The following is a 22,382-nucleotide window of genomic DNA, read 5'->3' on the forward strand; positions in this document are numbered from 1 at the left end:
GCGCGAGAAGCGCGCGACTGACCAAGGTTCTGTCCGGACCCCTCCGTTCCTGACGGTTCCTTGCGCGTTCTTCGCGCACGGACGGCTGTCCTTGACGGCACTTTGACGCGAGCCTGACGTGTGTGCGAGGCGCACGGCCGGCCACCACGAACCCGCACCGTCACCCGCACCCGCACCCGCACCCGCACCCGCGACACAGCGGACACCGCTACGGCGGCCCCGCGCCCACCGCTTCCGCCACCAGCGGCAAGGACACCACCATCGTCAGCCCGCCCCCCGGAGTGTCCTCCGGTGTCACCGTCCCGCTCATCGCCTCGGTCAGCCCCCGCGCCAGGGCGAGCCCCAGCCCCAGCCCGGTGGTGTTGTCGGTGTCACCCAGCCGCTGGAACGGCTCGAAGAGCCGATCCCGCCCGGCCACCGCAAGCCCGGGCCCCCGGTCGACGACCCGCAGTTCGGCCCGGCCCGCGAGTGCGCTCGCGGTCACCATGACCTTGGTGCCCGCAGGAGTGTGCCGCGCCGCGTTGGTGACCAGGTTCGCGATCACCCGCTCCAGCAGCGGCGGATCGACCAGCACCGCCGGGATCCCCTCCACGTCCCCGACCTCGACGCCGGGGGTGTCCGCCAGCGCGGCCGGCAGCACCTCCTCCAGGGTGGTGGGCCGCAGGTTCAGCTTCAGCACACCCGCCTCCAGGCGGCTGAGGTCCAGGAGGTTCTCCACCAGGCGGCTCAGCTTGGCCATGGACTCGTCGGCGGTGGCGAGGAGTTCGTCCCGGTCCTCGGCGGAGAACTCGACGTCCCGGCTGCGCAAAGACGTCACGGCAGCCCACCCGGCGGCGAGCGGCGTGCGCAGGTCGTGGCCGACGGCCCGCAGCAGTGCCGTACGCATCCGGTCGGCCGCCTTGACCGGCTCGACCTCGGCGGCGGCCTCGGCGAGCCGGGCCCGCTCGACCGCTGACCCGACGTGCGCGGCGAAAGCGGCCAGCACGCGCCGCTCGGACGACGACATGTCGCGACCGTGCAGCAGCAGATGGGCGCCGGACCCCGCCGGCACGGCGGTGACGCCCGCGGTATCGGGCGGTTCGTCGACCAGTTCGGCCGACTCCATCCCGAAGGTCTCCCGGGTGCGTTCGAGCAGCGCCGGGATGGTCTGGCCGCCGCGCACGATGCTACCCGCGAGGGCGGACATCGTCTCCGCCTCCGCGGTGGCACGGGCGGCTCGGCGGGACAGGCGCAGGGAACGATCGACGACGGCGGCCACCGTGGCGGCCACGACGGCGAACACCGCCGGCGCCAGCAGGGCGTTCGGATCGTCGAGCGTGAAGGCCCCCATGGGCGGGATGAACCAGTAGTTGAGCAGCAGGGACGCGGTGACGGAGGCGATCACCGCGGAGGCCACGCCGCCTATGCAGGCCACCCCCACCACCGCGAGCAGGAACAGCAGGGCCTCGCTGGTCAGGTTCAGGGTGCCGCGCAGCTGCGCGAGGACAGCGGTGAGCAGCACCGGCAGCACGAGCCCGGCGACCGGCCCGGCGATCAGACGCGACGTCGAGAGCGTACGGCGGCGGGACGGCAGCAGGGTGCCGCGGCCGGCCCGCTCGTGGGTGACGCGGTGGACGTCGATGTCGCCGGAGAGCGCGACGACGGTCTCCCCCGTGCCGAGGCCCGTCGCGAACCGTTCCAGACGCCCGCGCCGGCTGGCGCCGAGGACGAGCTGGGTGGCGTTCTCGGCGCGGGCGAACTCCACGAGCGTCGTCGCGACATCGTCACCGACGACTTGGTGGTAGCTGCCGCCGAGGTCCTCCACGAGCCGGCGCTGGCGGGCGAGCGAGGCGTGCGAGGCTCCGGCGGCCAGGCCGTCGCTGCGGGTCACATGCACGGCGAGCAGGTCACCGCCGGCCGACCTGGCGGCGATGCGGGCGGCCCGCCGGATGATCGTGTCACCCTCCGGCCCGCCGGTCAGCGCGACCACCACCCGTTCCCGGGTCTCCCACACCCCGCCGATCGCGTGCTCGGCGCGGTAGGCGTTGAGGGCCTCGTCGACCCGGTCGGCCAACCACAGCAGCGCCAACTGCCGCAGCGCGGTGAGGTTTCCGGGCCGGAAGTAGTTGGCGAGGGCCGCGTCGACCTTCTCGGGCGCGTGGATGTTGCCGTGCGCCATGCGGCGGCGCAGCCCCTCGGGCGGGATGTCGACCAGCTCGACCTGCTGGGCGCGGCGTACGACCTCGTCGGGCACCGTCTCGTGCTGCGGCACGCCGGTGATCTTCTCGACCACGTCCTTGAGGGACTCCAGATGCTGGACGTTGACGGCCGTGACGACATCGATGCCGGCGGTCAGCAGTTCCTCGATGTCCTGCCACCGCTTGGGATTGCGCCCGTCGCCGGGGATGTTGCTGTGGGCGAACTCGTCGACGATCGCGACCTGCGGGCGGCGGTCGAGCACCGCGGCGAGGTCCATCTCCTCGAACTGCCTGCCCCGGTAGGCGCAGCGGGCCCGCGGCACGACCTCCAGACCGTCGAGCATCGCCTCGGTCCGCGGACGCCCGTGGCACTCGGCGAACGCCACCACCACATCGGCCCCGCGGCCGGCCCGGCGCCGCCCCTCATCGAGCATGCGGTACGTCTTGCCCACCCCTGGGGCCGCCCCGAGGTAGACCTTCAGCCGTCCGCGCGGTACTTCGTTCATCAGGTCTCAGCGAACCGCTCCACGAGCGCACGGGCGGAAATCTTGACGCATCCCTGGCGCCTGTCAGGTGGACGTTGACACTGTCTTGACAAGCCGGGGGCGGACTGGGGAAGGCCATGCGCCGGGAAGTCCGGTCGGGCCCCGCCCGCCGCCGTCGACGGCACAATTTTCCGGCCACCGGCATCGGCCGCTGGTTGGGCCGGCCCTCCCGTCCAGCCACGAGCCGTCGCCGCGTCATGCGCGTCCGGACCGGCTCAGCACGTGACGTGAACCCACAGGCCGGCCCCAAGACGTCGTACGGCCGTCACGCAGAGTGTCCGGCTCCGCCACCCCGCCCACCCGTCCCCATACAGCCCGGCCCGTGACGGACAGGTCCCAGAGCTGAGCTCTTGATGCGCAATCACCGCTGACCTGGCCAGTTTTAACGGAAGCTTGACGCCCGCAGCCCCCTGATCCGCAGGCCTTTGCATCACTCTCTGCTTACGCTGGTGCCGCCGTCCGCGCGATGGCCGGAATCCGACGACGTTCGTTCCTCACCTTCCGACGCCGTCCCGCACATCAGGAGCACGCCGATGGCCACGACCGAACATCCCCCGCCCAGTCGCCTGCGCGCCTGGATGCTGGAGGGCCTGTCCGACATGGGCAAGGGCCACGGCCGGCAGGCGGAGCGGACCGAGTCCAAGCTGGAGCACAAGGGCCAGCCCTGGTACCGCGTCATGTGTCTCACCGGCGTCGACTACTTCTCGACCCTCGGCTACCAGCCGGGCATCGCGGCCCTGGCGGCCGGCCTGCTGTCCCCCGTCGCCACCATCGTGCTCGTCATCGTCACCCTGGCGGGCGCCCTGCCCGTGTACCGGCGGGTGGCCGAGGAGAGCCCGCACGGCCAGGGTTCGATCGCGATGCTGGAGCGGCTCCTGACCTTCTGGAAGGGCAAGCTCTTCGTCCTGACCCTGTTGGGCTTCGCGGCGACGGACTTCCTGATCACCATCACGCTGTCGGCGGCGGACGCCTCGACCCACCTGGTCGAGAACCCGCACCTGGAAAGCGCCCTGCACGACAAGCAGATGGTGATCACCCTGATCCTGGTGGCACTGCTGGGGGCGGTGTTCCTCAAGGGCTTCCTGGAGGCGATCGGCGTCGCGGTGGTCCTGGTCGCGAGCTATCTCGCGCTGAACGCCGTCGTCGTGGCCGTCGGCCTGTACCACGTCGTCACCGAGGGGCATGTGATCACCGACTGGTCCAACGCCCTCACCGCCGACCACGGAAACGTCTTCGTCATGATCGGCGTGGCCCTGATCGTGTTCCCCAAGCTCGCGCTCGGTCTCTCCGGTTTCGAGACCGGCGTCGCCGTGATGCCGCACGTCCAGGGCGATCCGGGCGAGACCGAGGAGAACCCCAGGGGCCGGATCCGGGACACGAAGAAGCTGCTCACCGCCGCTGCCCTGATCATGAGCTGCTTCCTGATCACGACGAGCTTCATCACCACGCTGCTGATCCCGGAGAAGGAGTTCGAGTCGGGCGGCGATGCCAACGGCCGCGCGCTCGCCTTCCTCGCCCACGAGTACCTCGGTGGCGCCTTCGGCACGGTCTACGACGTCTCGACGATCGCCATCCTGTGGTTCGCCGGCGCCTCCGCCATGGCCGGACTGCTCAACCTGATGCCGCGGTATCTGCCCCGCTACGGCATGGCCCCGCACTGGGCGCGCGCGGTGCGCCCCATGGTCATCGTCTTCACGCTGGTCGCCTTCCTGGTGACCTGGATCTTCGACGCCGACGTCGACGCCCAGGGCGGCGCCTACGCCACCGGCGTCCTGGTCCTGATCAGCTCCGCAGCCATCGCCGTGACCATCGCGGCCCGCAAGGCCGGCCAGCGCAACTGGTTCATCGCCTTCGCCGTCATCTCGGCGGTCTTCCTCTACACGACCGTCTTGAACGTCATCGAACGCCCCGACGGTGTGAAGATCGGCGCCTGCTTCATCGCCGGTATCATCCTCATCTCCCTGCTCTCCCGGCTGCTGCGCGCCTTCGAGCTCCGCGTGACCAGCGTGACGCTCGACGACATGGCGGAACGCTTCGTCAGGGACATAGCCAGCCGCAAGATCCGGTTCATCGCCAACGAGCCCGACCAGCGGGACAAGGCCGAGTACCGCGACAAGATCGAGCAGATCCGCAACGACAACGACATCCCGGGCCAGGAGGACTTCGTCTTCGTCGAGGTGACGGTCACCGACCCGTCCGAGTTCGAGGCGGGGCTGACGGTTCGCGGCGAGGTCATGCACAACCGCTACCGTGTCCTCACCCTGGAGTCCTCCTCCATCCCGAACGCCCTTGCCGCCCTCCTCCTGCACGTCCGGGACACGACCAGCTGCATTCCGCACATCTACTTCGAGTGGACCGAGGGCAACCCCTTCGCCAACTTCCTGCGCTTCTTCCTCTTCGGCCAGGGCGAGGTCGCCCCGGTCACCCGCGAGGTGCTGCGCGAGGCGGAGCCTGACCGCGAGCGCAGGCCGCGGGTGCACACCGGCTGAAACGCCCTCGGCCATCAGAATCGCGTCAAGGATGAACCGTAAGGCGTCAGAGCACTGTCAGCACCGGTCACTCCGCCGCCTTCGCCCCCTACCGTCTGCACTGTGCAGGGAAACGGACCGCGTCCGGCCCCGACCGGCGACCGCCACTGGCGTGGTGGCGCCCGGTTCGCCTCGGGCTGCGCCTTCACCTTCTTCGGCATGATCCTGCTGGTCGACTGGGACGCACACACGCTGTCACCGCCTCGTACTCTGCTGTGGCTCGTCATGACCTCCGTGATCTTCACGATCCTGCTCCCGCAGCGGGTGACCGCGGGCCCGGGCTGGCTCGCGGTCCGTGGCCTCGTACGGCGTCAGGCGGTCCGCACGGACGCGCTGGTGTCCATCCGGCAGTACGGCGGCATTTCCGCGTACCTGACCCTGCGCGACACGGACGGCCGCCGCCTGGACCTGGACCCGCTCGTCCTGGTCACCAACCCGCTGCTGTGGCACGAGCTGGACACCGGTGTGCGCCGCTCACGCGCGGGCGGAACGCTGCTCGAAGGCACGGACGTACTGGAGCGGCTGCGGCACCGGATCGACGACGCGACGGCGCGGGCGGTGCTCAGGGCGTCCGGGATCTCCTGAAGACCGAGCGCCGGGCCGGCCGTACCACCACCTGCCCGTACGTCATCCGCCCGGCGATCTCGACCCGCAGGACGACGGGGGCACCGGCGTCACCGGACGGACGCGTCTTGAGCTGGGCGTACTCGATCACCAGCGAGTCGGTGTCGACCACGACTCCCGGTCGGGTGACGAGCTTCAGGGTCCCGGCGCGCATGTCCAGGTCGATGTGCAGGGTCGGGTCGACTATCACCGCCTGCGTGAAGTCGAGGGTCACATCGCCCCAGGAGGACCTGATCTCCAGCCGCTTGGGCACGACCCACCCCTCGCCCCGTACGGCAGAAGCGGCCTGCTGCTCGATCCGGACGACGTCCTTGGCCGGCGCACCACCCGGCGCCGGCGGCAGATCCACCGTCAACTCGGCCAGCTCACCCAAGGTGCGGGCGGTAAGAGCCGCGGTGACCCGCTCGCCCAGCTCCTCGATGGTCAGCCGGCCGTCCCCCGCCGCGGAGTTCAGCACATCCACGACACGGTCCCGGTCCCGGTCGGAAGCCCGCAGCCCCGTACGCGACAGCTCCGCCGACATACCCTCACCCCGTTCGCACGCCACCGACCACACTAACGCTATATCGCGTTATACCCAACGGCCAACCCCCCGCCCGCGGTTCCCGGCCGACACCCCTATCGTGACCGCCATGCACTCCTACACGATCGGCCAGGCGGCACGGCTGCTGGGCGTCAGCCCCGACACCGCCCGCCGCTGGGCGGACGCGGGCCGGGTGGCGACCCACCGCGACGAGACCGGACGGCGCCTCATCGACGGCAAGGACCTCGCCGCGTTCTCGGTCGAACTCGCCAGGTCCGGCAGCGGCGAGGAGGAGACCTCGTACACCTCGGTCCGCAACGCCTTCCCGGGCATCGTCACCGCGATCAAACTCGGCGACGTGGCGGCCCAGGTCGAGATCCAGGCAGGCCCGCACCGGCTGGTCTCGCTCCTCACCCGCGAGGCGGTCGAGGAACTGGGCCTGGAGGTGGGCATGGAGGCCACCGCCCGCGTGAAGTCGACGAACGTGCACATCGACCGAACATAGCCGGACAAAAAGGCGCACTACGGTAGGAATCACAAACCCAGACCGCCCCGAACTCCTATCGTCTGCGAGGCGTCCCCCATGAGCCTGAGCATCCGCAACCAGCTCCCCGGCACGGTCACCGCCATCACTCCCGGAGAGGTCATGGCCACGGTCAAGATCCGTCTCGCCGGTGGCCAGGACCTCACCGCGGCGATCACTCTGGAGGCCGTCGAGGACCTCGGCCTGGCCGAAGGCACCCCCGTGAACGCCCTCGTGAAGGCCACGGAGATCTCCCTCGCCACCGCCCCGGTCAAGGGCCTGTCCATCCGTAACCAGCTCCCCGGCACGGTCACCGGCCTCGCCACGGGCGGCGCGATGGCATCGGTCAAGATCGCCGTGGACGGCGCCGATCTGACGGCGGCCATCACCAGGGACGCCACCACCGACCTCGCCCTGTCCCCCGGAGTGCCCGTGGTCGCACTGGTCAAGGCGACGGAAGTAGCACTGACGACGAGCTGAGGCACAGGCGGCACGCAGGCACAGCCGCGAGAACGCCGACGGGCTTCGCCCGGCCGAGCTCGGCCGGGCGAAGCCCGTCTGTCATTCACCTACGTCGGCACGCAAGCCGCTGACCGTCAGTCCTCGTACGCATCCAGCGGCGGGCACGAGCACACGAGGTTGCGGTCACCGAAGGCCTGGTCGATCCGGCGCACCGGCGGCCAGTACTTGTCGGCGGCCGACACACCGGCCGGGAACACGGCCTCCTCACGGCCGTATGCGTGCTTCCACTCTCCGCCCAGCGAGCCGGCGGTGTGCGGGGCGTTGCGCAGCGGGTTGTCCTCGGCGGGCCACTCGCCCGATCCGACCTTCTCGATCTCCGCACGGATGGCGATCATCGCCTCGCAGAACCGGTCGAGTTCGGCCAGGTCCTCGGACTCGGTCGGCTCGATCATCAGCGTTCCGGCCACCGGGAACGACATCGTCGGCGCGTGGAAGCCGTAGTCGATGAGCCGCTTGGCCACGTCGTCGACACTCACTCCGGTCGCCTTGGTCAGCGGCCGCAGGTCGATGATGCACTCGTGCGCTACGAGCCCACCCGGTCCGGTGTAGAGCACCGGGTAGTGCGGCTCCAGGCGCTTGGCGACGTAGTTGGCGGACAGCACCGCCACCTGCGTGGCCCGCTTGAGCCCCTCGCCGCCCATGAGCCGGACGTACGCCCACGAGATCGGCAGGATCCCCGCGGAGCCCCAGGGCGCGGCCGAAATCGGGCCGACGCCCGTCTCGGGCCCGGCGGCGGGCTGCAGCGGGTGGTTCGGCAGATACGGCGCCAGGTGGGCGCGCACGGCGACGGGCCCGACTCCCGGGCCGCCACCGCCGTGCGGAATGCAGAAGGTCTTGTGCAGGTTCAGGTGGGACACGTCCCCGCCGAAGTGCCCCGGCTTGGCAAGCCCCACAAGGGCGTTGAGGTTCGCGCCGTCGACGTACACCTGCCCGCCCGCGTCGTGCACCTGCGCGCAGATGTCGGCGACGTGCTCCTCGAACACACCGTGTGTCGACGGGTACGTGATCATCAGCACCGCGAGTTCGTCCCGGTACTGCTGGATCTTCGCCCGCAGGTCCTCGACGTCGATCTCGCCGTCCTCGGCGGTCTTCACGACGACGACCTTCATGCCGGCCATCACAGCGCTCGCGGCATTGGTCCCGTGCGCCGACGACGGAATGAGGCACACGACCCGCTGCTCGTCGCCGTTGGCCCGGTGGTACCCGCGTACGGCGAGCAGCCCGGCCAGCTCACCCTGCGACCCGGCGTTCGGCTGCAGCGACACCTTGTCGTAGCCGGTGACCTCGGCGAGACGTTCCTCCAGCTCGCGGATGAGCGTCAGATAGCCCTGCGCCTGCTCCGCGGGCGCGAAGGGGTGCAGCTGCCCGAACTCGGGCCAGGTGACCGGCTCCATCTCGGTGGTCGCGTTGAGCTTCATCGTGCAGGAGCCCAGCGGAATCATGCCGCGGTCGAGCGCGTAGTCACGGTCGGCGAGCCTGCGCAGGTAGCGCAGCATCGCCGTCTCGGAGCGGTGCTGGTGGAAAACGGGGTGCGTGAGGTACTCGTCGCCGCGCAGCAGCCCGCCCGGAAGCGCCTCCTCCGTCTGCGCGTCCAGCGCCTCGATGTCCCCCTCGATCCCGAACGCCGTCCATACGGCGGTCAGTTGGGTCCGCGTAGTGGTCTCGTCGCAGGCGATGGACACGTGGTCGGCGTCGACGAGACGCAAGTTGACGCCGTTCTGCCGGGCGGCGGCGACGACCTCGGCGGCCTTCGCGGGCACCCGCACGGTCAAGGTGTCGAAGAAGGCACCGTGCACCACCTCCGCCCCACCCGCCGTGAGCCCCGCGGCGAGGATGGCGGCGTACCGATGGGTCCGCCGGGCGATGCTCTGCAGCCCCTCGGGCCCGTGGTACACGGCGTACATTCCGGCCATCACGGCGAGCAGCACCTGGGCGGTGCAGATGTTGCTGGTCGCCTTCTCCCGCCGGATGTGCTGCTCACGCGTCTGCAGGGCCAGCCGGTACGCCCTGTTCCCGTCCGCGTCCACGGACACGCCCACGAGCCGCCCCGGCAGGCTGCGCGCGAACTTCTCGTGCACGGCCATGTAGCCGGCGTGCGGCCCGCCGAAGCCCATCGGCACACCGAACCGCTGCGTCGTCCCGACCGCGATGTCCGCCCCGAGCTCACCGGGCGACTTCAGCAGCGTGAGCGCGAGCAGATCGGCGGCGACGGTGACGAGCGCACCGAGCTCGTGAGCCTGGTCGATGACCGGCTTGATGTCCCGTACAACACCGGAGGCGCCCGGGTACTGCAGGAGCACGCCGTTGATCTCACGCGCGGCGACGTCGGCCGGAATCCCGCCACTGAGGTCGGCGACGACGACCTCCACACCGGTCGGCTCGGCACGGGTCTCGATCACGGCGATGGTCTGCGGAAGCACATCCGCGTCGACCAGGAACAGCCCCTTCTTGTTCCTGCCCATACGCCGGGACAGGGCCATGGCCTCGGCAGCCGCCGTCCCCTCGTCGAGCAGCGAGGCACCGGAGGTCGGCAGCCCGGTGAGCTCGGCGACCATCGTCTGGAAGTTCAGCAGGGCCTCGAGCCGCCCCTGCGAGATCTCGGGCTGGTACGGCGTGTACGCGGTGTACCAGGCAGGGTTCTCCATGACATTCCGCAGGATGACCGGCGGCGTGAAGGTGCCGTAGTACCCGAGCCCGATCATCGAGGCCAGCACCTCGTTGCGATCGGCGAGCGACCGCAGCTCGGCCAGCACCTCGGCCTCGGTGCGCGCCCCGGGCAGATCGAGCGAGTCGGCGTTCTTGATCACATCCGGCACCGCCGCGGCGGTCAGCTCGTCGAGCGAGCCGTACCCGACCTGGGCGAGCATCTTGGCCCGGGCCTCATGGTCGGGACCGATATGACGCTGCTCGAAGGGAATCCCTTGTTCGAGCTCGGAGAGCGGAATGCGATGGGCGGTCATTGCGGAGGCCTCCTGGTCTGACGCGACCTTCGAGGGGCACCACGGCACGGGTACCCGGACGGCCTCCCCCTCTGTCATCTCAACCTGAGAGCTTCACCGGGTCACCCAAAGGCTCCCGGCTTTCACCGTCGGTGAGAGCGGAAGCCGTCGACACCCGCCCTGCTTTCCAGAGTGACCTCGTCCGTGCGGTACGTGTGCCTGAGAGATTCCGGGGAGGATTTGCTCCTTCGGCGCCTCCGATGGTGTCCGGAGGACTCTCCCGCACGGGGTCAGCAGCCGCTAGCAAGCCTACCAGCGAGGTCAACGCACGGACCTTCGAGTGGCCGCACTCACCAATGTGCCTTTTCGTAGTGCTTACGGATGAGTTGCGACCAAGTGGAGGGCCCGTGCAGACCGACATCGATCCGCGCAACCTGATCGGCCGCAAGGCCTTCGACCGCAACGGCACCAAGATCGGCACCATCGACGAGGTCTATCTCGACGACGCCACCGGAGTGCCGGAATGGGCTGCGATACGCACCGGCCTGTTCTCCCGGGACGCCTTCGTCCCCCTGGAGCCCAGCGAACTCGTAGAGGGCACCCTCCACGTCCCCTTCGACCGCGCCCTGATCAAGGACGCCCCCGACTTCGGCGTAGGCCGCCACCTCTCCCCCGAACAGGAACTCCAGCTCTACCACCACTACGGCCTCGACGTGGCCGCTCCACCCCCCATCCCGGACCGAGACTTCGGCAACTTGGCAGGCAGAGAGGACACCTGACCCACCAGCCAGGCGCCCGCACACCCACCAGCCAGCCATCCCACACACCCACACACCTCGCGGACCCGCCCCCACCCAGCCTGGCGAGCACCCACCCCACCCAACCTGCAGCCCCGCACGCCCACACAACCTGCGAGCACCCACCCCACCCAGCGTGCAAATCCCAGCGCAGCCGCAGGCACCCAGCCCACGAACCCTGCGGACCCAGACCGGCGCGGCTGGCGCGGCCGCTCACAGCCCGCGGCACCCAACCCACCCAGCCTGCCGCTCCCATGCCCGCGCAGCCGCATGCACGCGCCCAGCCCACCCAGCCTGCCCACCGGCGCCCACAGCCCGCCGGCAACCACCCCACGCAGCCTCCCGCACCCACGCCCACACAGCCGCAGGCACCCAGTCCACCAAGCCTGCGCACCCGGGCTCACCCAGCCTGCGGGCACCCCAGCCCTCCCAACCCACCCAGCCCGCGAGCACCCAGCCCACCCAGCCTGCGGGCAGTCGTGCCGCTGGGGCGGCACGGGTGGGCGCAGGCGGCACCCCGCAAGCGCCGGGTCGCGCGACCCACTCCTACCGCAACCACAACCCCGGGAACGCAGCCAAGCCACCAGACGCTCCACGCCCGAACGCGCTCCACGCCCGAACGGTTCACGCCGTGAGCCAGCCGCACCCCCTACCCGCCCGGCATCACACGCGGCGCTACCTCCGAGCTCTCCCCCTCCACCCCCGCCGCCTCCCCCGCCCCCGCACCCCCCGCTCTCCCCGCCACCAACGGCAACGGATCCGCCGCCGCCAACCCCGGATCATCAACCCGAAACGTCCGCACCCGCCCCGGCTCCGACCCAGGCGTCTCGAACCGCACAGTCACCCGCCCCAGCCCACTCCCCTGCACCCACCCATGCCCGTACTCGACGTGCCGCACATCGTGCCCCGCAACCCACCGCCGCTCGACGGGCACAACGTCCCGCTCCTCCTCGCGCTCCTCCCGATCCCCCTCCTCCTCGCTCTGCTCGACCCGCTCCCCCGCCGCCTGCGCGAACAGATCCTCCTGCGTGTAGTCGGCCAAGCCGCTCACCCCGACCCCCAGCAGCCGTACACCCCCCGTCGTGTCCACGGCCTCCAGCAACCGCGCCGCAGCCTCCCGCACCACCGCCGGATCATCCGTAGGCCCACGCAGCGTCTCGGACCGCGTCAGGGTGGAGAAGTCGTACCGCCGCACCTTCAGCACGATCGTCCGCCCGGACAACCCGGCCCCCCGCAACCGCCGCACACAACGGTCGGCCAGCCGCTGCACCTCCAGCCCCACCCGGACCCGGTCATGAATGTCCACGTCGTACGTGTCCTCGACCGACACCGACTTGGCCTCCCGTTCGGCCACCACGGGCCGCTCGTCGTGCGCCAGCGCCATGGCGTACAGGGCGTGCCCATGCGCCTTGCCGAGCAGCCGCACGAGCTCGTCCTCCCCCGCCTCCGCGATCTCGTCGACCGTGTGGATCCCGGCCCGCCGCAGATGATCCCCCGTGGCCGGCCCCACCCCCGGCAACGTCCGCACGGACATCGGCCCGAGCAACGCCCTCTCGGTCCCCGGCTCGATCAACACCAGCCCATCGGGCTTGGCCTCCTCCGAGGCGATCTTCGCCAGCATCTTGGACGCGGCCAGCCCCACGGACCCCGCAAGCCCGGTGGCCGCCCGTATGTCGGCACGCAGCTTCGTCCCCACCAGCCGCGCCGACTGCTCGTCCCACGCCGCTCCCGCGGCCTCCAGATCCACGAACGCCTCGTCCAGACTGAGCGGCTCCACCAGCGGCGACAGCTCCCGCAGCAGCCCCATGACCTGGTCGCTGATCTCGCGGTAGATCCCGAACCGCGGCACGAGATAAGCGGCATTCGGCGCCAGCCGACGCGCCTGAGCCATCGGCATCGCGGAGTGGACGCCGAAGACCCGGGCCTCATAGGACGCGGTGGCGACGACTCCACGCGGCCCGAGCCCGCCCACGATCACGGCTTTCCCGCGCAGGCTCGGCTTGGATGCCTGCTCCACCGAGGCGTAGAAGGCATCCATGTCGAGATGCAGGATCGTGGGCGCGTTTCTCACATCTCCGATGCTGCCTCACGCCACTGACAATCCCCCGCCGCAAAGGCCCAGCCAGTCGACCACCGGCCGGATCGACCACGGGCCCCATCCCGCCCGGCAGCTCCCAAGCCCCGGACGACGGCCGCTCGGACCGCACAGACCAGCCGACCACACCGCCGGTACAACCCATCGGCCCAACCCATCGGCCCAACCCATCGGGCCACCTGGTCAGACCACCGAGCCAACCCCTCGGTGACCGTCCGACCAGGCCGCCCGGCAACCCCCTCAAACCGCTCGATTACGCCGCCGAGCCAGCTCGTCCGCCGGATTGTGCCCGACCAGCGTTTCCCCGGTGTCGATACGCTCCCCGTGCAACTGCGACAAGGCGCTCTCGACGTCCCGCCACACCACACCCACGGCGATCCCGAAGATCCCCTGCCCACCCTGGAGCAGCGCGTGGACCTCGTCAGGCGAGGTGCACTCGTACACCGTCGCGCCGTCGCTCATCAGCGTCATGCGCTCCAGATCACGAAAGCCGCGCTCCCGCAGGTGCTGCACGGCGGTACGGATGTTCTGCAGCGACACACCGGTGTCGAGGAACCGCTTGACGATCTTCAGGACGACGACGTCCCGGAAGCTGTACAGCCGCTGCGTCCCCGACCCGTACGCGGGCCGCACGCTCGGCTCGACCAGGCCGGTGCGCGCCCAGTAGTCGAGCTGCCGGTAGGTGATGCCGGCGGCCGCACACGCCGTCGGACCGCGGTAGCCGATCTGCTCGGTTTCCATGGACGCCGCCCCTCCGCCGCTGCTCGGCACGGCCGTCGGTCGCTTCGGAGCGTGATCGGCCGCGCTGCCCTGAAGCGGGCTGCCGGGATGGGGGTACCCCCTGCTCGAACGAAGTTGAGAACTCGGGGGAGGGTACGATCCGCCCGCCCCGAGACTACGCCCGGGGGCGCCCCCACCCGAACCGTCGCCGCTGCTTCTCACGCCGACCTCCGTCCTTGACCTGCCTTCTCGACGGTAGGCAGTCACCAGGGGTGCGTCAACGATCGCCACACTCGGCACGCCGAGTGATAATCACCCTAGGAGTGGTTTCCCGCACCCCACCGCGGGGAAAGGCTAGCCGAATGCGCTCGGCGCAGGCCTCAGGACGCTCTCACTCGCCGTCGGCAAATGCCGGCATTTGAGCTGTAACCGGCGGTAGGCCGCCCGATCACGGACCGCGAGCCCGCCGGGCCGCCCACACCGCCTCACTGACTGCTGGTGCCGAAGTCCTCGGGCGAGATCTGGTCGAGGAACTCGCGGAACTTCTCCACCTCGTCCTCCTGCTCGTCCGGGATCGCGATGCCCGCGTCGTCGAGCACGCCGTCGCTGCCGTAGATCGGCGTTCCGGTGCGCAGGGCCAGCGCTATGGCATCGGACGGGCGGGCGCTCACCTCGACGCCGCTGGCGAAGACCAGCTCGGCGTAGAAGACGCCCTCACGCAGATCCGTGATGCGTACTTCGGTGAGCTCCTGGCCGACGGCCTCCAGCACGTCCTTGAACAGGTCGTGGGTCAGCGGTCGCGCGGGGGCCATGCCCTGCTGGGCGAAGGCGATCGCTGTCGCCTCCCCCGGCCCGATCCAGATGGGGAGGTAGCGGTCGCCTCCCACTTCGCGCAGGAGCACGATCGGTTGGTTGGAGGGCATTTCCACCCGGACACCTACGACATCGAGCTCGTTCACACAGCAACCCTAGGCCGTGCTCGGGACGTTTGGGTAGTCGGGCCGAGAACGGGTGGCCGATCCGGCCTTCCCCGGGCCTCTCCCGCTCAGGGCAGCCGTACCCCGAGAGCGGTCTGCACCAGCGCGGCGTGCAGCTTCACCGTGAGCCCCGCCAGTTCCTTGGCACGGGCTTCGGCGTGTGCCCTGGTCTGCGGGTTGCGGTGCCGCCTGAGCGGTGCCACGACCTGGTCCACGAGCCCGGCCTCACGGTCGGCCGCAGCCTTCATCACCCGCAGATGCCTCGGCTCGATCCCGAACCGCCCCAGCTCGGTGACGAGTGAGGCCACGGTGACCGCCTCGGCGTCGTACGCCCCGTCCGGCAGCGGAGCGATCAGGCCGTACGACTCCCACTCCTCGAGCTCGCGCTCACCGATCCCGGCGGCCACGAGCAACTCCGCCCGCCCTATCCGGGCCGCCGTGGGTCCCTCGACGGGCTCCAGTACGGCTTCGTTGTCCCGCTGACGGCACAGGGCGGGCAGCGGCGCGGCCTCACCGCGCTCCATGGCGTCCAGGTGCTCGCGGATCACCTTGAGCGGCAGATAGTGGTCCCGCTGCATCCGCAGGACATGACCGAGCCGCTCCACGTCCTGCGCACTGAACTTGCGGTACCCCGACGGCGTTCGCTGCGGCTCGACGAGCCCCTCCGACTCCAGAAAGCGGATCTTGGAGATGGTGATGTCAGGGAACTCGTCACGCAGCACGTTCAGGACCGTGCCGATGCTCATCAGCCGACCGGCCGTGGCGGCGGCGCCGGGCCGGGCACCGCCGCTCGGTGTTTTCAGCATGGACCTTCCCTGGGTTTCCCCGGATGGACTCCGGGGGAGGGTCAGTAGCCCCGCTGGCTCGCGTAGAAGACCAGCCGGTACTTGCCGATCTGCACCTCGTCACCGTTGTTCAGAGCGACCTGGTCAATCCGCTCACGGTTGACGTACGTGCCGTTCAGGCTGCCGACGTCGGCCACGGTGAACGAGCCGTCCTGGGCGCGACGGAACTCCACGTGCCGACGCGAGACCGTCACGTCGTCCAGGAAGATGTCGCTCTGCGGGTGCCGCCCGGCGGTGGTCAGGTCACCGTCCAGGAGGAAGCGGCTGCCGGAGTTCGGCCCCCGACGCACCACCAGCAACGCGGAGCCCAGCGGCAGCGCGTCGACGGCCGCCTGGGCCTCGGGAGACAGCGCCGGGATCGGCGTCTGGCCGGTGGCCTCGGCGTCGTACGCCTCAAGACCGGAGATGGAGATCGTGGAGGTCGTCTCGGACGGGCGCTCGGCCGCCGCACCGGCCCGCAGCGGCGCACCACAGTTGGAACAGAAGCGGCTGTTCTCCGCGTTGCGGTTACCGCACCTCGTACACACCAGGGCCGACATCGGGGAAAACCCTCCACCCGTACTTGAGGTTGACGGTTGCCCGAAACCTATGCCGCCGGACTGGCCAGGGTCAACTGACGGCGCGCCCTGACCTCCGGAAATGTCACCGCCCGGACCAGGCACCTGATCCCTGAACAGCGGGCGCTGGCCCTCATCGTCCCCCTGTGCGCGATGACGAGCGGTCGCGTTGTCGCTGCCCTCTCGCGCGCTCTTGCCGAACAACTTCGCAAACAACTTCACGGGCGATTCCCCTTGACCGAAACAGACCCGCCCGTGGGGCAGGACGAACCCTGACTCAACACTCTGGCCGACCCGGACATCCTGACAACGTCCGTCTCCACCAGACAGTTTCCACCACGCACCACCCATTCGGTGCGCCGACCCCCCGCAACCTCATGCCCTCGCCGGACGTCCCCCATGCACCGCCGGTTCACTGCGAGGACGACCGAGCGTAGTCAGGCCGCTTCGCCGCTCGCAAGGCGTCCACGACGATCTTGTCCGACCGCTCGATGGTCACGGTGGCCTGCTCCTTCTCGAGAGTCTGCACCACGCCTCCAGGGATGTTGAGCGCCGGTTCGAGGTCCTGCGGCTTGCCGATGACCTTGAAACGAAAGGGAGCGTTGATCTTGTTCCCGTCGACGCCCACGCTGTTCCCGGAATCCGTCAGATACGTGCCGGCGACTACGCGTACGCCGTTCACCTGGATCGCCTCCGCGCCGGCCGCGCGCAGCTCCTGGATCGCGTCGAGCAGCATGTCCGCCTCGACCGTCCCCTTCGTGTCGTCGATGGTCATCGTGATGCCAGGCCCCTGCGCGGCCACCGTGCCCGCCAGAATGCCGAGTTGCCTCTCCTTCTCGACCGTCTGCCTGCGGGCCTCCTCGGCCTGGTTCGAGCTGTTCTCCAGCTCGTCGCGCTGCTTCTCGAGACCTTGCTTCTCGTCCTCAAGACGCTGAGTACGGTCATCCAGTTCATCGAGAATGCGAACGAGATCTTCCTGACGTGCCCCACGCAGGGCGCTGTCACCGTCGCTGTTCGACGCGACCTGGACGGCCAGCCCGAAGCCGAGGCCGAACAACAGCAGAGCGACGATGAGTTGGGCCCGACTGACCCTCGGCGGCCACAGCCCCTGCACCAGCCTCTGCCGCCCGGTCAGCTCGGTCCGCTGCGCATCGGAAGCCTCCACCGGCTCGGCGGGACCGGCCGGCACCTCTTGGGGCAGCTCCTTGCGCAGCCTGTTCTCGGGCGTCTCGTCGTGGTTGCTCATCGGCCTCACGCCCGGAACACGTGCCGGCGAATCGCCGCGGCATTGGAGAAGATCCGGATGCCGAGCACGACGACGACACCCGTGGACAGCTGGGCGCCCACACCCAACTTGTCGCCCAGGAACACGATCAGCGCGGCCACGACCACGTTGGACAGAAACGACACGACGAAGACCTTGTCGTCGAAGATGCCGTCGAGCATGGCGCGCAGACCCCCGAAGACGGCGTCCAGAGCCGCCACGACGGCGATCGGCAGATAAGGCTCGACCACCGCCGGAACCTCAGGCCGGACCAAGAGGCCGGCCACGACTCCCACGACGAGGCCCAGTACGGCGATCACGATGTGCCCTTCTCGGTTTTCTCGGTGTTCGGCTGTGCTGTACGTACGGTCACGCTCGGTGCGGCGGGCAGCCGGAGATCGTCCTGCGCGGAAATGCTGGTCCTGATCCCGAAGTTCTCCTGCAGGGCGTGCAGGTAGAGCCCGTCGGCGCTGTCCTGGAACCTGGTGCTGAGCCGCTCTCCGTCCCCCACCGCGAGCACCGTGTACGGCGGAACCAGCGGCTTGTTGTCGACCAGTATCGCGTCACCGGCGGCCCTGATCGCCGACAGGGCCGTCAGCCGCTGTCCGTTGATGGAGATCGCCTCGGCGCCCGATTCCCACAGCCCGTTGACCACCCGTTGCATGTCGCGGTCGCGCACCCGCCCGGTGTCGGAGAACCCGGACGTCCCGCGAGGGTCACCGTCGCCGCCCGAGGAGGCCTCCTTGGCGTCGTTCACGACCAGCTTGACTCCTGGCCCGTGCACCTCCACGGCACCCGCCAGGATGCCCACCAGCTCCGCCTGGTCACTGTCGCCGGTCGCCCTCAGCGCCTCGCGCTGCCGCGCGCTCACGTCGTCGCGCAGCTTGTCGACGGACTCCTCCAGCTTGTCCGCCGCCGAGGTCTCACGCCCGATCCGGTCGATGAGTTCCTCGCGCTCCTTGGCCACGACCGGCGCCGCGACCCGCGCCTGTGCCGCTCCCACGGTCACCACGAGCGCCGCGAGCACCAGACCGGCGGCGAGCCCCAGCTTCGCCCTCAGGGTCTTGGGCAGGCCACCCTCACCCGCGGCCTTCTTCCGTGCGGCGGCCTCGGCGTAGCCGTCGTCCAGGCTGTGATCCATGACGTTGGTGAGCAGCGACATGGACGCGTCCGGGCGCGAGGGGGGCGTAGGTGTGCTCCGAACGGGGGGCTGCGGCATGCCGCACATCGTCGCACGTCGCGACCGCTACCTCCGAATGGCCCCACCGGGCGTGCCGGACAGGCCCCCTTACAAGGGAAACCTGTCCGGCACGCGCGCGTGCTGCTTGCGTCAGCGGCCTGCGCTGTCCACGACAGCCGACCACTCGTCCAGCAAGGCCTGCGCAGACGCGTCATCCGGCCCTTCTGCCCACAGATGGGTGACCGCCTCGGCCGGGTCCGGCAGCACCATCACCCAGCGCCCGTCGGTCTCCACGACCCGCACACCGTCAGTGGTGTCGACAAAGCGATCTCCGGCCGCCTCGACGACCCGCCGCATGACCAGCCCCTTGACGGCCCAGGGAGTCGCGAGATCCCGCTTGATGACGTGCGCCCGCGGAATCCGCGCATCGATCTGGCTGAGCGTGAGCTGCGTACGCGCCACCAGTCCGATCAGCCGTACGAAGGCCGCCGTACCGTCGAAGACACTGCTGAACTCCGGGACGATGAATCCGCCCTTCCCGTCACCACCGAAGATCGTCGTGTCATCGCGGCCTACCCGGGTCAGATCGTCCGGCGAGGTGGTCGTCCACTCCACCTGGGTCCCGTGATACGCCGCCACCTGCTCGGCGATCCGCGTGGTGGTCACCGGCAGCGCCACCCGCCCGCTGCGCCGTTCGGCCGCGACGAGGTCGAGCATCACGAGCAGGGCCCGGTCGTCCTCTACGATCCTCCCCTTCTCGTCGACCAGGGACAGCCGCTCACCGACCGGGTCGAACCGCACCCCGAACGCGGCCCGAGCGGACGCCACGATCTCTCCCAGCCGCACCAGCCCCGACCGCCGCGCATCCGCCGACTCCGTGGGCCTGGACTCGTCGAGACCGGGATTGATGGTCAGCGAGTCCACACCGAGCTTGCCGAGCAGACTCGGCAGCACCAGCCCGGCACTGCCGTTCGACGCGTCGACGACGACCTTCAGCCCCGACTCCGAGATGCCGGTCGTATCGACGTTCCGCAGCAGCGACCCGGTGTACGAGTCGAAGACGCTGGCAGGGAAGTGCAGGTCCCCGATCTCTCCAGGGAAAGCTCGCCGGTACTCCTGGCGCGCGAAGACCCGGTCCAGCTTCCGCTGGCTGGCCTGCGAGAGGTCGGCACCCTGCCCGTCGAAGAACATGATGTCCACGGAATCCGGCACTCCGGGCGTCGTCCGGATCATGATCCCGCCGGCACTGCCCCGCGCGGTCTGCTGCCGCGCCACGGGCAGCGGTACGTTCTCCAGGTCTCGTACGTCAATGGCGCTGGCCTGCAGCGCGGAGATCACCGCCCGCTTCAGCGCCCGGGCACCACGCGAGTGGTCGCGGGCCGTCGTGACGGTGGACCCCTTCTTCAGCGTCGTCGCATAGGCACCGGCGAGACGCACGGCGAGCTCGGGTGTGATCTCGACGTTCAGAATTCCGGAGACACCACGGGCGCCGAAGAGGTGAGCCTGGCCCCGGGACTCCCAGATCACCGAGGTGTTGACAAAGGCGCCGGCCTCGATGGTCTTGAACGGATAGACACGCACGTTGCCCTGAACGATCGATTCCTCACCGATCAGGCACTCGTCTCCGATGACCGCGCCGTCCTCGATCCGGGCGGCGCGCATGATGTCGGTGTTCTTCCCGACGACACAGCCGCGCAGATTGCTGTGCTGCCCGACGTAGACGTTGTCATGGACAACGGCCTTGTGCAGAAAAGCTCCGCTCTTCACGACGACGTTCGAGCCGACGACGGTGTGCTCCCGGATTTCCGCGCCGGCCTCGACCTTTGCGTAGTCCCCGATGTACAGGGGTCCGCGGAGAACGGCATCGGGATGCACCTCAGCGCCTTCCGCGACCCATACACCCGGAGAGATCTCGAAACCGTCGATCTCGACGTCGACCTTGCCCTCCAGGACGTCGGCCTGCGCCTTCACGTAGCTCTCGTGGGTGCCGACATCCTCCCAGTACCCTTCCGCGACATACCCATAGACCGGCTTGCCCTCCTTCATCAACTGCGGGAAGACATCGCCTGACCAGTCCACGGGCACACCGGGCTCGACATAGTCGAAGACCTCGGGCTCCATGACGTAGATGCCGGTGTTCACGGTGTCCGAGAAGACCTGACCCCAGGTCGGCTTCTCGAGGAAGCGCTCGACCCGACCCTGCTCATCGACAATGGTGATGCCGAATTCCAGCGGATTGGGCACGCGAGTCAGACAGACGGTGACCAGCGCACCCTTTTCCTTGTGGAAATTGATCAGCTCGGTGAGGTCGAAGTCGGTCAGGGCATCACCGGAGATGACGAGGAAAGCATCGTCCTTCAACGCCTCTTCGGCGTTCTTGACGCTTCCGGCGGTACCGAGTGGCTTCTCCTCATTGGCATAGCTGAGCTCCATTCCGAGCTCTTCACCGTCACCGAAGTAGTTCTTGACCAGCGAGGCCAGGAACTGAACGGTCACGACGGTCTCGGTCAGCCCATGCCTTTTGAGCAGCCGCAGAACGTGCTCCATGATCGGCCGGTTGGCCACCGGCAGGAGCGGCTTGGGCATGCTTGAGGTCATGGGGCGCAGGCGTGTGCCTTCGCCCCCGGCCATCACGACGGCCTTCATGTCGGAAGCGTCCTCCTCGAAGAGACGACGGTCTAGCCGACTTCACCCGTCCAGATTGTCCCGCACTTTTCCGCCGCGGGCCATCGAGCCGCTACGCCCGTTTCAATCGGCAGGTTCAATCGGCCATGGCGTCCGCACGAACCAGGCGGCGGACTTGTACCACGTAGAGGACTCCTGCCCACCAGTACAGCGTTGTACCCCATCCGGCGAACGCCCATCCGAAAATAGCAGCGAGTGACGGGATCCATCCACTTCCGTCGCTGAGCAGCAACAACGGGAAGGCATACATCAGGTTGAACGTGGCTGCCTTCCCGAGGAAGTTCACCTGCGGTGGCGGATAGCCATGACGCCTGAGGATGCCCACCATCACCAGCAGAACCAGCTCTCGCGCCAAAAGTACAGCGGTCAACCAGATGGGCAGAATCTCGCGCCAGGTGAGACCGACGAGAGTCGAGAGAATGTAGAGCCGGTCGGCCGCGGGGTCGAGCAGCCGGCCGAGACTGCTGATCTGGTTCCAGCGTCGCGCGAGCTTGCCGTCCAGGTAGTCGCTGATGCCGCTCAGAGCCAGCACCAGAAGCGCCCAGCCGTCGCTCTTGGGCCCGCCGAACTCGGGCCGGAGAATCAGCCACAGGAACAGCGGCACGCCAATGAGCCGCGCCATGCTGAGGATGTTGGGGATGGTGAGGACCCGGTCTGTCTGGACACGGGTCTCCTGGACCTCCACCCGGGGGCCTCCTGCGGGAAACGTACCTACGATGCTCCCTGACCCTACCTCAACACAAAAAAGCTCTGACTCTCGGGCTGTATGCCCAAGAGTCAGAGCTGTAAAAGGAGTTCGGCGGCGTCCTACTCTCCCACAGGGTCCCCCCTGCAGTACCATCGGCGCTGTAAGGCTTAGCTTCCGGGTTCGGAATGTAACC

At 69.2% G+C, this 22,382-nt stretch carries 17 protein-coding genes, 1 rRNA gene, 1 pseudogene and 1 riboswitch; of the genes and pseudogenes, 5 read left to right on the plus strand and 14 right to left on the minus strand.

Annotated features, from left to right (window positions below):
- Positions 1 to 208: 208 nt before the first annotated feature.
- Positions 209 to 2,683 carry an ATP-binding protein gene (locus tag ACIBAG_RS39530; RefSeq protein WP_399112195.1) on the minus strand — a complete coding sequence of 825 codons (2,475 nt, stop codon included), beginning with the start codon at positions 2,681 to 2,683 and terminating at the stop codon, positions 209 to 211.
- Between the two features lie 572 nt (positions 2,684 to 3,255).
- On the opposite strand from ACIBAG_RS39530, the gene ACIBAG_RS39535 reads away from it, so the two are divergent.
- Together ACIBAG_RS39535 and ACIBAG_RS39540 are read left to right on the plus strand one after the other, a co-directional pair.
- Positions 3,256 to 5,211 (plus strand): amino acid transporter, encoded by a 1,956-nt coding sequence (locus tag ACIBAG_RS39535; RefSeq protein ID WP_399112196.1) that lies wholly within the window; start codon positions 3,256 to 3,258, stop codon positions 5,209 to 5,211.
- Positions 5,212 to 5,313: 102 nt separating this feature from the next.
- Complete coding sequence (locus tag ACIBAG_RS39540) at positions 5,314 to 5,835, plus strand: hypothetical protein (protein ID WP_399112197.1); 522 nt, start codon at positions 5,314 to 5,316, stop codon at positions 5,833 to 5,835.
- Here the strand turns inward: ACIBAG_RS39540 and ACIBAG_RS39545 are convergent.
- Positions 5,813 to 6,397, minus strand: coding sequence for a DUF1707 domain-containing protein (locus ACIBAG_RS39545; RefSeq protein WP_399112199.1), 585 nt, complete (start codon positions 6,395 to 6,397; stop codon positions 5,813 to 5,815). The genes ACIBAG_RS39540 and ACIBAG_RS39545 overlap by 23 nt on opposite strands.
- A 109-nt stretch (positions 6,398 to 6,506) precedes the next feature.
- On the opposite strand from ACIBAG_RS39545, the gene ACIBAG_RS39550 reads away from it, so the two are divergent.
- The gene (locus ACIBAG_RS39550) at positions 6,507 to 6,902 is read left to right on the plus strand and encodes a molybdopterin-binding protein (protein ID WP_399112201.1); all 396 of its coding nucleotides are present in this window, start codon (positions 6,507 to 6,509) and stop codon (positions 6,900 to 6,902) included.
- Between the two features lie 78 nt (positions 6,903 to 6,980).
- On the plus strand, positions 6,981 to 7,400 hold the full coding sequence (locus ACIBAG_RS39555; protein ID WP_399112203.1) for a molybdopterin-binding protein: 420 nt from the start codon (positions 6,981 to 6,983) through the stop codon (positions 7,398 to 7,400).
- A 116-nt stretch (positions 7,401 to 7,516) separates the two neighbouring features.
- Here ACIBAG_RS39555 and gcvP read toward each other — a convergent pair whose 3' ends face one another.
- Positions 7,517 to 10,402: an aminomethyl-transferring glycine dehydrogenase gene (gene gcvP / locus ACIBAG_RS39560; RefSeq protein WP_399112205.1), complete on the minus strand. Its 2,886-nt coding sequence runs from the start codon at positions 10,400 to 10,402 to the stop codon at positions 7,517 to 7,519.
- 176 nt (positions 10,403 to 10,578) lie between these two features.
- Positions 10,579 to 10,674: riboswitch (glycine riboswitch) on the minus strand.
- A 114-nt stretch (positions 10,675 to 10,788) separates the two neighbouring features.
- On the opposite strand from gcvP, the gene ACIBAG_RS39565 reads away from it, so the two are divergent.
- A complete protein-coding gene (locus ACIBAG_RS39565) occupies positions 10,789 to 11,160 on the plus strand; it encodes a PRC-barrel domain-containing protein (RefSeq protein WP_399112207.1) in 372 nt (123 codons plus the stop codon).
- Between the two features lie 641 nt (positions 11,161 to 11,801).
- Here ACIBAG_RS39565 and ACIBAG_RS39570 read toward each other — a convergent pair.
- The 11 genes and pseudogenes from ACIBAG_RS39570 to rrf form a co-directional block, all read right to left on the minus strand.
- Positions 11,802 to 13,249, minus strand: a pseudogene (locus ACIBAG_RS39570) (DNA polymerase IV); the annotation flags it as partial.
- Between the two features lie 264 nt (positions 13,250 to 13,513).
- Entirely contained in the window at positions 13,514 to 14,215 is a 702-nt protein-coding gene (locus tag ACIBAG_RS39575; protein ID WP_399112209.1) for a MerR family transcriptional regulator, read from the minus strand.
- A gap of 263 nt (positions 14,216 to 14,478) precedes the next feature.
- A complete protein-coding gene (locus ACIBAG_RS39580) occupies positions 14,479 to 14,952 on the minus strand; it encodes a bifunctional nuclease family protein (protein ID WP_004002801.1) in 474 nt (157 codons plus the stop codon).
- A gap of 86 nt (positions 14,953 to 15,038) precedes the next feature.
- The gene (locus tag ACIBAG_RS39585) at positions 15,039 to 15,776 is read right to left on the minus strand and encodes a MerR family transcriptional regulator (protein ID WP_399112211.1); all 738 of its coding nucleotides are present in this window, start codon (positions 15,774 to 15,776) and stop codon (positions 15,039 to 15,041) included.
- Between the two features lie 41 nt (positions 15,777 to 15,817).
- On the minus strand, positions 15,818 to 16,723 hold the full coding sequence (locus ACIBAG_RS39590) for an FHA domain-containing protein (protein WP_399112213.1): 906 nt from the start codon (positions 16,721 to 16,723) through the stop codon (positions 15,818 to 15,820).
- A 61-nt stretch (positions 16,724 to 16,784) separates the two neighbouring features.
- On the minus strand, positions 16,785 to 17,618 hold the full coding sequence (locus ACIBAG_RS39595) for a DUF881 domain-containing protein (RefSeq protein ID WP_399112215.1): 834 nt from the start codon (positions 17,616 to 17,618) through the stop codon (positions 16,785 to 16,787).
- Positions 17,619 to 17,623: 5 nt separating this feature from the next.
- A complete protein-coding gene (locus tag ACIBAG_RS39600; protein WP_003988855.1) occupies positions 17,624 to 17,956 on the minus strand; it encodes a small basic family protein in 333 nt (110 codons plus the stop codon).
- Entirely contained in the window at positions 17,953 to 18,864 is a 912-nt protein-coding gene (locus tag ACIBAG_RS39605; protein ID WP_399112217.1) for a DUF881 domain-containing protein, read from the minus strand. Before ACIBAG_RS39605 ends, ACIBAG_RS39600 begins: the two co-directional genes overlap by 4 nt.
- 102 nt (positions 18,865 to 18,966) lie before the next feature.
- Positions 18,967 to 21,462 (minus strand): sugar phosphate nucleotidyltransferase, encoded by a 2,496-nt coding sequence (locus ACIBAG_RS39610; RefSeq protein ID WP_399112219.1) that lies wholly within the window; start codon positions 21,460 to 21,462, stop codon positions 18,967 to 18,969.
- A 115-nt stretch (positions 21,463 to 21,577) separates the two neighbouring features.
- Positions 21,578 to 22,186: a CDP-alcohol phosphatidyltransferase family protein gene (locus ACIBAG_RS39615; RefSeq protein WP_399112221.1), complete on the minus strand. Its 609-nt coding sequence runs from the start codon at positions 22,184 to 22,186 to the stop codon at positions 21,578 to 21,580.
- 109 nt (positions 22,187 to 22,295) lie between these two features.
- Positions 22,296 to 22,382: ribosomal RNA gene (gene rrf / locus ACIBAG_RS39620) — 5S ribosomal RNA — on the minus strand; the annotation flags it as partial.

This window comes from Streptomyces sp. NPDC051243 (genome assembly GCF_044455405.1).
GTDB lineage: Bacteria > Actinomycetota > Actinomycetes > Streptomycetales > Streptomycetaceae > Streptomyces.

What these genes read in the sequence shown, in the direction of transcription:
- gcvP (WP_399112205.1), bottom strand. Translation starts at nt 10,402, where the DNA reads ATGACCGCCCATCGCATTCCGCTCTCCGAGCTCGAACAAGGGATTCCC.
- ACIBAG_RS39605 (WP_399112217.1), bottom strand. Translation starts at nt 18,864, where the DNA reads ATGTGCGGCATGCCGCAGCCCCCCGTTCGGAGCACACCTACGCCCCCC.
- ACIBAG_RS39610 (WP_399112219.1), bottom strand. Translation starts at nt 21,462, where the DNA reads ATGAAGGCCGTCGTGATGGCCGGGGGCGAAGGCACACGCCTGCGCCCC.
- ACIBAG_RS39550 (WP_399112201.1), top strand. Translation starts at nt 6,507, where the DNA reads ATGCACTCCTACACGATCGGCCAGGCGGCACGGCTGCTGGGCGTCAGC.
- ACIBAG_RS39530 (WP_399112195.1), bottom strand. Translation starts at nt 2,683, where the DNA reads ATGAACGAAGTACCGCGCGGACGGCTGAAGGTCTACCTCGGGGCGGCC.
- ACIBAG_RS39595 (WP_399112215.1), bottom strand. Translation starts at nt 17,618, where the DNA reads ATGAGCAACCACGACGAGACGCCCGAGAACAGGCTGCGCAAGGAGCTG.
- ACIBAG_RS39545 (WP_399112199.1), bottom strand. Translation starts at nt 6,397, where the DNA reads ATGTCGGCGGAGCTGTCGCGTACGGGGCTGCGGGCTTCCGACCGGGAC.
- ACIBAG_RS39585 (WP_399112211.1), bottom strand. Translation starts at nt 15,776, where the DNA reads ATGCTGAAAACACCGAGCGGCGGTGCCCGGCCCGGCGCCGCCGCCACG.
- ACIBAG_RS39555 (WP_399112203.1), top strand. Translation starts at nt 6,981, where the DNA reads ATGAGCCTGAGCATCCGCAACCAGCTCCCCGGCACGGTCACCGCCATC.
- ACIBAG_RS39535 (WP_399112196.1), top strand. Translation starts at nt 3,256, where the DNA reads ATGGCCACGACCGAACATCCCCCGCCCAGTCGCCTGCGCGCCTGGATG.
- ACIBAG_RS39590 (WP_399112213.1), bottom strand. Translation starts at nt 16,723, where the DNA reads ATGGGTGGTGCGTGGTGGAAACTGTCTGGTGGAGACGGACGTTGTCAG.